Raw genomic sequence first — 13,610 nt, forward strand, 5'->3', positions numbered from 1 at the left:
CTCCTCAGGGCTGGTTGCGGACGGACGGTACCGTCCGGTCGGCGGGGTCGGCCCGGTCGAGCCACTGGTCGATGAGGTGGCGGGCGATGGACAACCGGGGCGGGATGGCGGGGAGGGTGTCGGCCGTGAACCACTGGGCGTCGATGATCTCGGTCTCGTCGATCCGGATGTCGCCGGACGCCCAGCGGGCGGTGAACCCGATCATCAGCGAGTGCGGGAACGGCCAGGGCTGGCTGGCCGCGTAGCGCACGTCGGCGAGCTCCACGCCGACCTCCTCGCGCACCTCCCGCTGCACGGCGTGCTCCAGCGTCTCACCCGGCTCCACGAACCCGGCCAGGCACGAGTACAGGGGGATGGGGAACTGGCGGCCCCGGGCCAGCAGCACCTCGTCTCCCCGCTCGACCAGCACGATGACCGCCGGCGCGAGCCGGGGGAACGCCAGCAGGCCGCAGGCCGGGCACCGACGGGCCCGCTCGCCGCCGGCGGCCTCGGTCGGCGTGGCGCAGCGACCGCAGAAGCGGTGCGTCCGCTCCCACTCCACGAGCTGCAGGCCCCGCCCGGCCATCACCCACTGGTCTTCCGGCACGCGCCCGTACAGGGCCATGAGCGGGAGGAACCCCTCGCCGGCGTCGACGTCGGGGGCGGCGGCGGGGCCGGCGTCGGCCGCCCACCAGGCGTGGCCGTGGAGCAGGCCCAGGAAGTGGCGGGCCCCGACCCGGAGGCCCGCGTCGTCGGGGTCGGCCAGCAGCACCGAGGTGCCGCGCACGCACACCCAGACCGTGTCGCCACGGTGGTCGGGGGGCGGCTCGAGGAGGGGCTCGAAGGCAGCGGTCACGGCCGTGCACCGTAGGCGGGGTGGAGGAGCCCGCGTAGCATCCGGTCGCGGCCGCCGTCGTCCGGCCGAAGCCGGCCACCCCGCCGACGCCGCCCGACCCAGGAGCCTGCCGTGGCCGACGCCTCCCCGCCGCAGGACGAGCCGCTCCTCGTCCTCGACGAGCTGAGCGACAACCTGCAGGCGTTCCGCCTGCTGCGGAAGAGCGACGAGGCTGCGGCCGACGAGGTCCTCGACCGGCTGGGCGCGTCCGGCCCGGTCGAGGCCCAGATCGTGTTCGAGATGGCGGCGGTGCGCCCCCTGTGGATACCGGAGCGCTTCGAGGAGGCCCACCGACTGGTGATGCACTCGCTCGAGGTGCTCGACCGCAACGGCGGTCGCCCGGCGCGCCTGCCCCGGCTCGGGCCGCTCAAGGTCCCGACGTCGGCCTTCGTGCAGCTCGTCACCCGCCTGATCGTGAAGAGCCACTGCCGCTCGGTGATCGAGGCCCTGCGCCGCCTCTACGGCCGGCGCGAGGCCTCCTGCCCGCCGGGCTCGCCCGACGGGCTGATGCTGCGGCGAGCCCGGTCCCAGGCCGAGCGCCTGACCCCCGGCTACTCCGGCAAGGGCATCGCCATCCCGACGTTCCTCGCCGGCGGCCTGGTGGCCTCCGTGGGCGCGTCGCTCCTGCAGACCGCCGGCGACCTGCTGGAGCGGCAGGGTCTGTTCCTGGCCGTCGCCACCGCGGCGCTGTTCCTGCTGTTCCTGGGCGCGGCGTGGGGCGTGCTGCGGGCCGCCGCCGTGGCCCGCCGTCGGAGCCGGCTCACGCTCGACCAGCCGCTGCGGGCCCTGTGGCAGACGATCGGCGCGGCCGGCGACCCGCCTCGTGACCAGAGCCGGGTGTTCGCGCTGGCTGCCATCGGCCTCAGCTCCGTCGCCCTGCTCCTGGTGCCGGCCGCTGTCACGTACGCCATCGCGACCTGACCCGGGGCCTCAGCGGTTCTGCGGGAAGCCGAGGTCGACGGTGCTGGTGGCCGGGTCGGGCCAGCGGCTCGTGACCACCTTGGTGCGCGTGCAGAAGTGGACGCCGTCGGGGCCGTACACGTGGGTGTCGCCGAACAGCGACGCCTTCCACCCACCGAAGGAGTAGTAGGCGACCGGGACGGGAACGGGGACGTTCACGCCGACCATGCCTGCGACCGCGTCGAACTGGAACCGCCGGGCCGCCCCGCCGTCGCGGGTGAAGACCGCGGCACCGTTGCCGTACGGGTTGTCGTTCACCAGGCGGACGGCGTCGTCGTAGCTCGCGACGCGGACCACCGAGAGCACCGGGCCGAAGATCTCGTCGCGGTACACGCCCATGTGCGGCTGGACGTGGTCGACGAGGGACACGCCGAGGAAGAAGCCGGGCCGCTCGACGTGGCCGAGGCGGCCGTCGGCGACGACGACCGCACCCTGCTCGTGCGCCTGGTCGAGGTAGGCCGCCACCCGATCGCGGTGCTCGCGCGTGATGAGCGGGCCCATCTCGCTGTCGGGGTCGGTGCCGGGCCCCACCCGCACCTCGCCCAGGCGGGCGGTGATGGCGTCGACGAGCGGGTCGGCCACCGCCCCCACGGCCACCACCACCGAGACGGCCATGCACCGCTCGCCGGCGGAGCCGTAGGCCGCGCTCACGGCCGCGTCGGCGGCCAGGTCGACGTCGGCGTCGGGCAGCACCACCATGTGGTTCTTGGCGCCCCCCAGGGCCTGCACGCGCTTGCCATGGCGGGTGCCGGTCTCGTAGACGTGGCGGGCGACCGGGGTGGAGCCCACGAAGCTCACGGCCGCGATGTCGGGGTGCTCGAGGATGCGGTCGACGGCGACCCTGTCGCCCTGCACCACGTTGAAGACCCCGTCCGGGACCCCGGCATCGCGGAGCAGGGCCGCCAGGAACAGCGAGGCCGAGGGATCCTTCTCGGACGGCTTGAGCACGAACGTGTTGCCGCAGGCGATGGCGTTGGCGAACATCCACATGGGCACCATCGCCGGGAAGTTGAACGGGGTGATGCCCGCCACCACGCCGAGCGGCTGGCGGATCGAGTACACGTCGACCCCGCCGGCGGCCTGCTCGCTGTACGCGCCCTTCAGGAGGTGGGGGACCCCGCAGGCGAACTCCACGTTCTCGATGCCCCGGGCGACCTCGCCGGCGGCATCGGCGGGCACCTTCCCGTGCTCGGCGGAGACGGCCGCGGCCAGCTCGGACCGCCCGGCGTCGAGCAGCTCGCGCACGCGGAACAGGACCTCGGACCGGCGGGCCAGCGAGGTGGCCCGCCACGCGGGGAACGCGGCTGCGGCGGCGGCGACCGCGGCGTCGACCTCGGCGGTGGAGGCGAGGGCCACCTCGGCCCGCTGCTCGCCGGTGGCCGGGTCGAACACGGGACCGGCGCGACCCGAGGTGCCGTCGACCCGGCGGCCCCCGATCCAGTGGCCGATGTGCTCCATCTCGCGCTCCCGTGCTCGGTGACCGGGCCAGGCTAGCGAGCGTCCCCCGACGTCCACCCCGGGGCCGGGGTGGACGTCGGGGGGTGCAGGCGCCACCATCTGTGGGATCGAGAGGGGGTGGCCGTGGGCGCCGAGCAACGGCTGGTCGAGCTGGGGATCGCACTGCCGCCGCCGCCGCCGCCGGTGGCGAGCTACGTCCCGGCCCGCCGCAGCGGGAGCGTGCTGTACGTGTCGGGACACGGGCCGGTCCCCGCCGACGGACGGCCCGTCGTGGGTGTGGTCGGTCGCGACCTCACCGTGGACGAGGGGCGCGACGCGGCCTTCCTCTGCGGACTGGGCCTGCTCGCCACCATGCGCAGCGCGCTGGGCAGCCTCGACCGGGTGACCGGCATCGTGAAGGTCCTCGGCATGGTGCGGGCCGCACCCGACTTCCTCGCCTTCCCGGCCGTGATCGACGGGTGCTCCGACCTGCTGGTGGCCGTGTTCGGCGACGCCGGCCGGCACGCGCGATCGGCGGTGGGCGTGGACGGGCTCCCCTTCGGCATCGCCGTGGAGATCGAGCTCGTCGCCGAGGTCGCCTGAGGCTGCAGCCGCGACGCCGAACGTGCCCCGGGCAGGGGAGCTACCGGTCGATCGGGCCGGGCAGCAGGAAGGGGTACGGGCGCCGCCGCACCGAACGTTGCCACCATCGGTCCGCCCGCCGCACCCGTTGGAGCGCGTCCCAGAGCCGGGCGTCGGAGGCGTAGTCGCGCCGCACCTCGTCCGGGTCGACGGGTGGGTCGACCCGGCGGTTCACCTCGTCGAGCAGCACCGGCAGCCAGCCGTCCAGGCGCTCCTTGAGCAGGTTCGCCGACACGTCGAGCAGCACCGTACGGGCGTCGTGGTAGCGGCCGACGATCGAGGGGACCACGAAGCGCCGCACCGGCGACCGCAGCACCCAGGGCAGGGAGGCGACGAACAGCCCTGTGTCGAGCAGCGACCCTCCCGCGGCGTCGCGGGCCAGCGGCGTCGACACGTCGACGTAGCCGAGCTGCCCCTGGTGCCACACCCAGTTCGACAGCTGGCCGTCGAGACCGAACCCGGGGTGCACGGCGCGCGCCACGGCGTCGACGACCGCCTCGACCGCCGGGTGCCCGGCTGCCGGGTCGGTCGACCGGAGGGTGGCCGGCACGAACGACGGCGCGGGCAGGGCCGGCTGGACCAGGTAGGCGACGGGCGGCTCGCTGCCCGGTGCCACGCGCAGCTCGGTGGGCACCACCCGCACCCCGGCGCGCTCCAGGCCGGCCACGTACCAGTGCACCAGCGCCTCGTACCGCGCCAGGGTCTCGCGGTCGGCGAAGGGCGGCAGGCGCTTGCAGGCCAGCACCGGCGCGTCCGCCGGCCAGCCGAGCACCACCGAGATCTCCCCGTACCCCACCACCCGGAGCGCACCGGTGTCACCGCTGCGGAGCGCCTCCTGCACCTGGCCCTCGAGCGCGCCGAGGGCGTCGTCGGCGATCACGGCTCGCCGAACACCTTCCGGACGATGCCGATGATCTCGTCGGCCTCGTCGTCGGTGGCGATCAGGGGTGGCTTGAACTGCACGACGGAGGTGTCGTTGTTGGCGAACACCGCGAACACCCCGGCGCGGATCAGGTCGGCCGCAGCCAGCAGCCCGTCGCCCTCCCGGGGGAAGGCCAGCCCCATGGTGAGACCGCGCCGCCGCAGGGTGAACGGGAGGCCGGCCAGGCCGGCCCCGAACCGGTCGCCCAGCGCGACCACCCGCTCGAGGAAGCCGGGCCCGGTGACGATGTCGAGCACCTCGAGGGCGGCCACGCAGCCCAGCTCGGCTCCCCCGAAGGTGGACACGTGCACGAAGGGGTGGTGGTCGAAGAAGTCGTGGAGGTCGGCCGTCATGAGGGTGGCGCTGATCGGGTACAGGCCGCCCGAGAGGCCCTTGCCGGTGACCACCATGTCGGGCTCGGCGCCGTCCTGCTGGTACGACCAGACGGTGCCGGTGCGGCCCAGACCGGTCTGGACCTCGTCGAGGATCAGCAGGGCCCCCCGCTCGTGGCACAGCTCGCCCGCCGCTCGCAGGTAGCCCGGCGAGGGCACCGGGAAGCCCAGCGTGGCCGGGATCGACTCGAGGATGAGGGCCGCGGTGTCGCGGCCGACGGCGGCGTCGAGGGCCGGGAGGTCGTCGAACGGCACCTGGGTGAAGTGCGGCAGGTTCGGGCCGAACGGATCCCGGTACGAGGCATCCCCGGTGGCCATGGCCAGGCCGGTGTGGCCGTGGTAGCCGCCCCGCGCCGAGACGATCCCCTGGCGGCCGGTGTGCCCCCTCGCCAGCTTGAGGGCGAGGTCGACGGCCTCGCCGCCACCGACCCCGAAGACGGTGGCGGGCAGCCGGTCGCCGGTGGTGGCCGCCAGCCGCTCGGCGAGCAGCGCCCGCCACGGCGACACCAGGTGGTGGTTGCCGACGTCGAGGTGGTCGAGCGCCCGGCGCAGGGCGGCGACGATCCGCGGGTTGCGATGGCCGAGGTTGAACACGCCGCCGTTGCAGTGGCAGTTCCAGAACCACTCGCCGGTGTAGGCGTCCTGGAACCGCGCGCCCTCCCGCTCGCCCATCACCAGGCCCAGGCCGAGGGCGCGGAACGCGTCGACCTTGCCCCGGTTGACGCGATCCGCGAACACGGCGTCGAGCTCGTCGCGCGAGGCGAACGGCATGGCCGGGTCGGTCATGGGCCCCCCTTCCCTGGTTCCCGAGCGCGGATCGTACGTCCCCGGGGTGCTGGCGCTGGGCCCGGGCCTCGCCGGCTGCGCCGTCACCCCGTCGCCCTGGAGCCTGGCGGCGGTCCGTGAGCCCTGACCGGCGTCAGCGCGGCCGGGCGGCCAGGGCGGCGACGGCGACGGCGACCACCGCGACGAGCGGGGCGAGCAGCGCCCAGGTGCCGACCCCGCGGTGCAGGGCGGTGCCGGCGGCGGCGCCCCCCACGTAGGCGACGAGGACGGTGCCCAGCACGACCAGGTGGCCTCGCCGGGGTGCGCTCGGGCCGTCGTGGTCGACGGTGGCCAGCGCAGCGGCCTCCCCGATCGACGCCATGACGCCCGAGGTGTACGTGGTGGAGATGGCGGTGTCGCCGACCCGCCGCAGCACCACCGTCTGGGCGCCCATCGCGAGGGTGGCGATCACGATCAGGACGCCGCGCCAGGGGCCGGTCGCCGGGTCGCCGTGGGCGCCGACCACGGCCAGGCTGGCGGGGACGAGGACGGCGAGGAGCACGGCCTCGACGCCCAGGGCCCGGGTGGACCTCCGCTCGGCGATCGCGCCCCGGGCGCCGGCTCGCCCCAGCACCGCGGCCAGGCCGACGCCGACGGCGAAGGACACCAGGGACAGCGCGAGGGCCAGGGAGTCGGCGGGCCGGCCCTCGCCGATCCCGATGCCGAGGAGGACGGCGTTCCCGCTCATGTTGGCCGTGAACACGCCGGTGACCCCCACGTAGCAGATGGCGTCGGCGGCGCCGGCCGCGGCCGTCAGGACCGCGGCGACCGCCAGCGGGTGGCCCAGGGCGGGGGTGGCGGTCGGCTCGGTCACGGGCGCCGGCTCAGGCGCCACCGTCGTCGAAGGCGATGGTGCCGCCGAAGAACTCGCTCAGCACCGGGCCCAGGTCCTGGGCCGCGGTCACCACGGCCGCGCAGCCGTTGGCCAGCTCCTCGACGTCGAGGGTGCTGGCCAGCTGCTCGATCTCCACGATCACCTGCTCGTCGAACCAGAAGGCCCGCACGAAGGGGAGGTTGGCGTTGTAGTCGTTGACCTCGCGGAGGAGCTCCTCGGTGCAGGGCACGTCGCGCAGCACCACGGAGAACACCTGCACCCGTGCCGGCTCGTCGTCGGGCAGGCGCACGTAGAGGTCGGCGCTGCCGAAGCGGAACGGGTAGTCGCCGTCGGGGTCGCGGACGAGGTGCTGGACGCCCATCCGCTCCAGGAGGCCTTCGAGGCGCTCGCGGTGCTGCTCGGGCGTCGCGTCGATGGGCACGAGGTAGCCGGCCCAGCCGTCCGACGCGAACCGCAGGGGACACCGCCGGTCGACCGGGAGCGAGACGACGATCTCGTCGTCGTCGACGGCATCGAGGAACTCCTCCAGGAACAGCGGGTTGACGGGGAGGCTGGTCTCCCCGTCGGCACGGCAGGCCAGCCCGAAGCGCGAGAGCCCGTAGTCGCCCCAGTCGACCACCAGCTCCAGGCGCGTCGGGGTGATGTGGAGCCAGAACAGCGGACCCGGGTCGTCCCCCTCGCCGTCGATCGACGCGCCGGCCGGCATCAGGCGGCCCAGGCGCACCAGGTCCAGCAGCAGCCCCCGGCTCACGCGCATGTCGAGGTAGGGCCGGTCGAGGAGCGAGCCGGTGAGGGTCGCCACGTCGGGGAAGCCCTCGGGGCCGGCCGGGAGCCGCATGGACGCCTCGCCGACCCGGAGGGTGACGGCGTGGGGCGCACCACCCTCACCGGCCCGCTCGACGGTCAGCTCGGCCGGGCCGTGCCCGGCGGTGAGGGCCACCGCCGCCCCGACCAGACGGACGGGCATCGACACCTCGAGCACCTCGGGCCCCTCGCCCGCCTCGAGGACGGCCAGCCGGAAGGAGTCCGTCGCCATCCACCGGCGGTGCTGCCCGTCGGCCTGCAGGCGCACGTGGCCCACCCCGGTGAGCTCGTCGCCGCCTGCGAAGGGCACCACGCGGGTGAGCACGGCCTCCCACTCGGTGTGGTCGATGCGCACCGCCGTCTCCATGCCGCCAACCTACGCCGGGCCGCCCGCGAGGAGGCGCGGGTCAGGATGCGAGCAGTGCGGCGACGGTCCGGGTCAGCGCGGCCCTGGCCCGGCGGACCGAGAGGTGCTGCTCGGACCGCAGGGCCTCCCAGGCCAGCCAGCTGGTGGCCGCGTCGAGCGCATCGAGCAGCACGGCCGCCTCCTCGGGGGCGCGCCGGCCCAGCTCGCGCTCGAACAGCACCTTGAGCTGCCGCCGCAGCTGGCGGTGCGAGGCCGCCAGCCCCTGCTGCAGCGGGGGATGGAACGGGGCCGTCCGGACCGCGGCGCGGCGCAACGGCGCGATGTCCTCGAACAGGCGAGCGCGGTGCTCCGCCAGCGCGTCGATGCGCGCCGTGAGGGGCCCCGTGGTGGGGGGCGCGGCGAGCAGGGGCGCGATCCGGCGGCCCTGGCGCTCGACCGCGGTGGCGTAGATCGAGTCGAGGTCGTCGAAGAGCCGGAAGACGGAGCGCACGGACACGCCTGCCCGCTCGGCGATGGCGTCGGCCGCCGGGCGGGGGTCGCCCTCGCGGAGCAGGTCGAGGAGGGCGTCGACGACCGCGACCCGGCTGCGTTCGGCGCGCGCCCGGCGCCCGTCGAGCTGCTCGGTGCCGGTGGGGGGCCTGCTCATGTCGTCAGCCCCTCGGTCGGCGACGCTCGAGGTAGGAGCGGCCCGCGGCGCGCGACTCGGGGTCGGCCAGGGCCGAGGCGAGCACGTCGCCGTCGACGAAGGCGTGGGCGGTGGAGCCCATCTCCTCGGCCACGGCGTTGACCTGCCGCTTGGTGACCTGGAGGGTGAGGGCCGACTTGGCCGCCAGCGAGGCGGCGAGCTCGTCGAGGGTGACCTGGAGCCGATCGGGCTCGACCACCCGGTTGAGGAACCGCACGGCGAGGGCCTCCCGGGCGTCGAAGGCGCGGCAGGTGAGCACCAGCTCCTTGGTGAGGGCCGGCCCGATCTCGCGCACCAGCCGGGGGATGCCGCCCCAGGCCAGCGGGATGCCCAGGTCGACCTCGGGGATGGAGAAGACGGCGTCGGCGGCCGCCACCCGCAGGTCGCAGGCCGCGGCCAGCACCAGACCGCCGCCGACGCAGTGGCCATGGATGCCGGCGATGGTGAGGGCTCGCATGCCGGTGACGGCCTCGGCCATGACCCGGCCGAGATCGGCGCCGTCGCGCGGCGAGAGGCCGGCGTCGTCGGCGGTGGTGAAGTCGCCCAGGTCGAACCCGGCGCAGAAGGCCCGGCCCTGGCCGGTGACGACCACCACCTTCACCTCGCCGTGGTCGTCGAACCACGCTGCCGCGGCCGCCAGCTCTCGCAGCAGCTGGCGGCTCATGGCGTTCAGCCGCGCCGGACGAGCCAGCTCGAGGCGGCCGATCGCGCCGTCGACGGCGACGGCGAGCGTCTCGAAGGGTGAGTCGGTGGACATGGGCGGCTCCGGATCCGGATCAGGCGTCCCTCGGTGGGACGAACAGGCGGTTGAGGAACTCGACCAGCAGGCGCTCGGCGAGCGGCGGCGGGCACAGGTTGAGGATGGCGTTGATGCCGGCGGTGCGCTCGGGCACGCCTGCCGGCGAGCCGGCCCCGTCGCCCCCGAGCCCACCCGCGGCCAGGAGCTGGTCGAACGTGGCGTCGTCGAGGGTCGCCGGGTCGAGCGACTCGAGCAGCGCCCGCAGACCGGCGTCGGGCACGAGTGGCCCTGCGGCCCGCACCGCGTCGACCGCCGCGGCCAGGTCGGCGAGCAGGCCGGGGACGAGCGGCAGGCTCGCGCCGCCCACGGTGAGGTGGATGTTCTCGCGCGAACCTCCGAAGCCCAGCTGCGGCTGGACGAACCAGCGCTGCGCCCGCATCTCGTCGACCACCCGGAACACGTCGACGGTCTCGGACGTGAGCGCGACCAGGCTCGCCTCGGGCCGCCCCATCACCCGGAGGTCGGGCATGGCGTGGACCCCCGCCACGATGGCCCTCGTGGCCTCGAGCGTGCGGCGGGCGATCTCGAGGTAGCCGTCGTCGCCCACGTGGTTCAGCACGGCCCAGGTGGCGGCCAGCGGCCCCCCCGACTTGGTGCTCTGGATCGTGGTGTTGATCACCGTGTAGCCGGTCCACGATGCGCAGGCGTACAGCTGGTGGCGCCGGAGCGAGGCGTCGCGGTACAGCACCACCGAGGCGCCCTTCGGGCAGTACGCGTACTTGTGGAAGTCCATCGACATCGAGGTCACGCCGGGCACCGTGAAGTCGAACTCGGTGACCGGGGCCCCGAGTCGGCGGAAGTAGGGCAGGACGAAGCCGCCGATGCAGCCGTCGACGTGGAGCAGCAGCTCGCGCTCGAGGGCCAGGGCGGCCAGCTCGGGGATGGGGTCGGTCACCCCGTGGGCGTAGGAGACGGCCGAGCCGACCAGCAGGATCGTGTCCGGCGTGATCGCCTGCTCGACGGCGGCCACGTCGGCCTTCCACGTGACCGGGTCGACGGGCACGGTGACGGCGTCGAGGTCGAAGTAGTGGGCGGCCTTGTGGAACGCCGCGTGGGCCGTGACCGGCAGCACGATCTGGGGACGCCGCACCTCGGGGCGGAGTGCCCGGGCCCGGTCCCTGGCGGCCTTCACCGCCAGCATGCAGCTCTCGGTCCCACCGCTGGTGAACGTGCCGACCACCTGGTCGTCGCCACGGAGGTGGTCGACGGCCATGCCCACCACCTCGTTCTCGAGCCGGAGCAGGCTCGGGAACACCGTCGGGTCGAGGGCGTTCTCCGACAGGAACTCCACGTACGCACGCGTGGCCACGCGCTCCACGTCGGCGCGTCCCGGGTCGTAGACGTAGGCCCAGGTCCGCCCGCCTCGCACGTCGAGGTCGCCCGAGCGGTACTCGGCCATGGCCGCGAACAGCTCGTCCTCGCCGCGCCCGTGCTCCGGGATCCGCATGGCCCGCCTCCCGTTCACCGTGCCCGGTCGCCGGGCGGGCCCCAGCACCGGGGAGAGCCTTGTCGACCATGCCGGCGAGCGCGCCCCCGTCCCACGGCCGCGGTCAGGACCCGTACATGGCGCGCAGCACCCGCATGGCCCGGGCCACGAGCTGCTGGTCCGTCTCCTGCTCGAAGCGCCGGGCGACGGTGCCGGCGTTGAACCAGAGGAGGATCGGCTCGCCGGTCACCGGTGCCAGGTTCACGAACTCGCCCCACTCGTCCCGGTCGTCGGAGGCGTAGCCCAGCAGGTCGGCCCCTGCGTCCCAGAACACCTCCGGGAAGCGGAGGTACACCTTGTCGAGCAGTCCCATGCCCAGGCGCTCCACCGCCGCCTGCTTGGCGGCCGGGAGGGGCGGGTCGAAGTCGGGACGGCCGGCTTGCAGCACGCCGAGCGGCACGGTGATCACGGCGCAGTCGCCCTGGATCGGCCCACGGCCGGTGATCACCGTCACCCCGCCGCCGCCCCAGGCCACCCGCTCGACGACGTGGCCGAGCCGCACGTCGAGCCCCTCCGCGAGCCGCTCGACCACCTGCCCGTAGCCGTCCGGGAACAGCACGTCGGCGCCGTCGAGCTCGTCGTCGTCGTCCCACCACCGGGCCGACAGCTCGGCGGCGTCGGCCGCGTACTCCTGCTCGATCGTGGTGTTCAGCGCATGGGCGAGGCGCCGGGCGTCGGCCTCGGTGAGGGAGCGTTCCTGGAGGGCCTGGTCGACAGCCCGAGCGAGGGGCACGTCGTCGTCCTGCGCCTCGGCCCACGCCGCGGCCTCGTCGAGAACCTCCTCGAGCAGCTCCTCGACGGCGGCCTGCTCCTCGGCGCCGACCTCGATCCCGTCGGCGTCGAAGGTGATGACGTTGTCGTAGTCGGTCGCGACGGTGGCGATGCCCCACCCGTCGGCGAGCTCCGCGACCGGGTTGTCCACCGTGCCGTGGATCCACGACGCCCCGAGGTCGAGCGGGGGCCCCAGCCGCCGGTCGGTCCAGATCCGCCCGCCGATGCGGTCGCGCCCCTCGACGACGACGACCTGGTAGCCCTGGTCGCGCAGGACCCGAGCCGAGGCCAGGCCGCTCACGCCGGCGCCGACGACCACGACGGTGTCGGGGTCGGGGTCGGCCTGGTCGATGACCTGCTCGGCGGCGCGCTGGCCGGCCAGGAGGGCGCCGTGCACGGTGGACGGGAAGTCGGTGGAGGTGGCCTCGCCGGCGAAGAACAGGGTGGCGTCGACGGGCTCGGCCAGACGAGCGCGATCCTCCGGGGTGGATCCGACGGCGAGGAACGAGTACGAGCCCAGGGCGAAGGGGTCGTGGGCCCAGCGGGTGACGAGCCAGCCCGTCGGGTCGGGGACGTCGCCCATCTGCGACACCGTAGCGGGCGTCCCTCCCGGCGGCCGGTCGCACCGTCAGGTGGTGACCGGGGTGAGCGCAGGCCCCATGAGGCCGACGAAGTTGTCCCAGTAGAAGCGCCGGCGGGCGCGCTCGCCCAGGCCGGCGAGCGAGCGGTCGAACCGCTTCAGCGGGTTCCGGCCGCCTTCCACGTGCGGGTAGTCGGACGAGAACATGCACACCCCCTCGCCCGCCTGCTCGACCACCCACGCCACGTCCTCGTGCGGGTACGGGGTCACGCGCACCTGGCGCAGCACGTACTCGCTCGGCCGGAGCTCGAGGCGCTGGAGGCGCTCCTCGTTCTTGCGGAAGGCCTCGTGGGCCGAGTCGAGGGAGCGGAGCAGGCCGGGGAGCCAGGACGCGCCCTGCTCGATCACCCCGATCCGCAGCCGGGGGAAGCGGGCCAGCACGCCGTCGATCACGAGGACGGACAGGGCCTGCATCACCGGGTACGGGATCGCCAGGTAGTCGACCGAGCGGAAGTTCCCGTCGCCGCCGTGGAAGTCGGGCACCGGCGGCAGGCCGTTCACGAAGAACGCCGGGTCGAGCAGGGTGCCACCGCCGCCCACGTGGAACACCACCGGGACGCCGGCCTCCTCGGCGCGAGCCCACACGGCATCGAGGGCGACGTGGCTGTGGGCGTGGCCCGGGGGGCACGCCGAGGCGACCATCAGGGCGGCCGCGCCCAGCTCGAGCGCCTCGGCCGCGGCCGGCCCGGCCCGCTCGAGGTCGGCCAGCGGGACGTAGCCGACGGGCAGCAGGCGCGGGTCGACGGAGCAGAAGTCGACCATGGCGCGGTTGTGGGCGCGCGCCAGGGCGAGGGCCAGGTCCGGGTCGTCGTGCTCGGCTCGCTGGAGGGCGCCGCTGGTGAACGTGTTGAAGACCAGCTGGCTGGCGAACCCGAGAAGATCCAGCGCGGCCGGGCGGTCCGCCGCGACGGTGGCGCCCAGGGCCCGCCAGTTCTTGCGGAGCATGATCTCCTCGGCGTCGCCGGCACGGAACTCGGCGTCGCGCTGCAGCGCCAGATCGTGCTCGATCCGCTCGTGCTCGCCCGGGGCGACGACCCCGACGCCGATCGGGGCCAGGCGGTCGCGCACGTCGGGGTCGGCGTACGGCGCCAGCCAGTCGGGCGTCTCCATGACGTGGGCGTCGGCGTCGTGCACGAGCCGCCCCTCGGCGTAGGGCATGGGCACCTCCGGG

General features: G+C 74.8%; 13 protein-coding genes. 2 read left to right on the forward strand and 11 right to left on the reverse strand.

Annotated elements, in window-relative coordinates; all coding sequences use genetic code 11:
* Positions 1-4: 4 nt before the first annotated feature.
* Positions 5-835, reverse strand: a complete 831-nt coding sequence (gene nudC / locus IPM45_00440) for an NAD(+) diphosphatase (protein MBK9178034.1) — start codon at positions 833-835, stop codon at positions 5-7.
* 111 nt (positions 836-946) lie between these two features.
* Between nudC and IPM45_00445 the strand changes: the two genes are divergently transcribed.
* Positions 947-1,795: a hypothetical protein gene (locus IPM45_00445; protein ID MBK9178035.1), complete on the forward strand. Its 849-nt coding sequence runs from the start codon at positions 947-949 to the stop codon at positions 1,793-1,795.
* Between the two features lie 9 nt (positions 1,796-1,804).
* Here IPM45_00445 and mmsA read toward each other — a convergent pair whose 3' ends face one another.
* Positions 1,805-3,292 carry a CoA-acylating methylmalonate-semialdehyde dehydrogenase gene (gene mmsA / locus IPM45_00450; GenBank protein MBK9178036.1) on the reverse strand — a complete coding sequence of 496 codons (1,488 nt, stop codon included), beginning with the start codon at positions 3,290-3,292 and terminating at the stop codon, positions 1,805-1,807.
* Between the two features lie 123 nt (positions 3,293-3,415).
* Here mmsA and IPM45_00455 point away from each other — a divergent pair, with 123 nt between their 5' ends.
* Positions 3,416-3,874: a RidA family protein gene (locus IPM45_00455; protein MBK9178037.1), complete on the forward strand. Its 459-nt coding sequence runs from the start codon at positions 3,416-3,418 to the stop codon at positions 3,872-3,874.
* Positions 3,875-3,914: 40 nt separating this feature from the next.
* Here the strand turns inward: IPM45_00455 and IPM45_00460 are convergent, their stop codons facing one another.
* The 9 genes from IPM45_00460 to IPM45_00500 all read right to left on the reverse strand — a co-directional run bounded on the left by IPM45_00460 (position 3,915) and on the right by IPM45_00500 (position 13,597).
* Positions 3,915-4,793 carry a hypothetical protein gene (locus IPM45_00460; protein MBK9178038.1) on the reverse strand — a complete coding sequence of 293 codons (879 nt, stop codon included), beginning with the start codon at positions 4,791-4,793 and terminating at the stop codon, positions 3,915-3,917.
* Complete coding sequence (locus IPM45_00465) at positions 4,790-6,013, reverse strand: aspartate aminotransferase family protein (protein MBK9178039.1); 1,224 nt, start codon at positions 6,011-6,013, stop codon at positions 4,790-4,792. The genes IPM45_00460 and IPM45_00465 overlap by 4 nt, the downstream gene beginning before the upstream one ends.
* Positions 6,014-6,146: 133 nt before the next feature.
* Positions 6,147-6,866 (reverse strand): DUF1275 domain-containing protein, encoded by a 720-nt coding sequence (locus IPM45_00470; protein MBK9178040.1) that lies wholly within the window; start codon positions 6,864-6,866, stop codon positions 6,147-6,149.
* A 10-nt stretch (positions 6,867-6,876) separates the two neighbouring features.
* Positions 6,877-8,058 (reverse strand): YbjN domain-containing protein, encoded by a 1,182-nt coding sequence (locus IPM45_00475; protein MBK9178041.1) that lies wholly within the window; start codon positions 8,056-8,058, stop codon positions 6,877-6,879.
* Between the two features lie 40 nt (positions 8,059-8,098).
* Complete coding sequence (locus IPM45_00480; GenBank protein MBK9178042.1) at positions 8,099-8,704, reverse strand: TetR/AcrR family transcriptional regulator; 606 nt, start codon at positions 8,702-8,704, stop codon at positions 8,099-8,101.
* 4 nt (positions 8,705-8,708) lie between these two features.
* A complete protein-coding gene (locus IPM45_00485) occupies positions 8,709-9,500 on the reverse strand; it encodes an enoyl-CoA hydratase/isomerase family protein (GenBank protein MBK9178043.1) in 792 nt (263 codons plus the stop codon).
* Between the two features lie 19 nt (positions 9,501-9,519).
* Positions 9,520-10,989, reverse strand: coding sequence for an aspartate aminotransferase family protein (locus tag IPM45_00490; protein MBK9178044.1), 1,470 nt, complete (start codon positions 10,987-10,989; stop codon positions 9,520-9,522).
* Positions 10,990-11,092: 103 nt separating this feature from the next.
* Entirely contained in the window at positions 11,093-12,382 is a 1,290-nt protein-coding gene (locus IPM45_00495; GenBank protein MBK9178045.1) for an FAD-dependent oxidoreductase, read from the reverse strand.
* A gap of 45 nt (positions 12,383-12,427) precedes the next feature.
* Positions 12,428-13,597 carry an amidohydrolase family protein gene (locus tag IPM45_00500; GenBank protein MBK9178046.1) on the reverse strand — a complete coding sequence of 390 codons (1,170 nt, stop codon included), beginning with the start codon at positions 13,595-13,597 and terminating at the stop codon, positions 12,428-12,430.
* Between the last annotated feature and the right edge of the window lie 13 nt (positions 13,598-13,610).

Source organism: Acidimicrobiales bacterium, assembly GCA_016716005.1.
Taxonomy (GTDB): Bacteria; Actinomycetota; Acidimicrobiia; order Acidimicrobiales; family JADJXE01; genus JADJXE01.

Bases quoted from the DNA above. Each gene is read 5' to 3' on its own strand.
- IPM45_00475 (MBK9178041.1), bottom strand. From the start codon at position 8,058: ATGGAGACGGCGGTGCGCATCGACCACACCGAGTGGGAGGCCGTGCTC.
- IPM45_00480 (MBK9178042.1), bottom strand. From the start codon at position 8,704: ATGAGCAGGCCCCCCACCGGCACCGAGCAGCTCGACGGGCGCCGGGCG.
- IPM45_00485 (MBK9178043.1), bottom strand. From the start codon at position 9,500: ATGTCCACCGACTCACCCTTCGAGACGCTCGCCGTCGCCGTCGACGGC.
- IPM45_00495 (MBK9178045.1), bottom strand. From the start codon at position 12,382: ATGGGCGACGTCCCCGACCCGACGGGCTGGCTCGTCACCCGCTGGGCC.
- IPM45_00490 (MBK9178044.1), bottom strand. From the start codon at position 10,989: ATGCGGATCCCGGAGCACGGGCGCGGCGAGGACGAGCTGTTCGCGGCC.
- IPM45_00500 (MBK9178046.1), bottom strand. From the start codon at position 13,597: ATGCCCTACGCCGAGGGGCGGCTCGTGCACGACGCCGACGCCCACGTC.
- mmsA (MBK9178036.1), bottom strand. From the start codon at position 3,292: ATGGAGCACATCGGCCACTGGATCGGGGGCCGCCGGGTCGACGGCACC.
- IPM45_00465 (MBK9178039.1), bottom strand. From the start codon at position 6,013: ATGACCGACCCGGCCATGCCGTTCGCCTCGCGCGACGAGCTCGACGCC.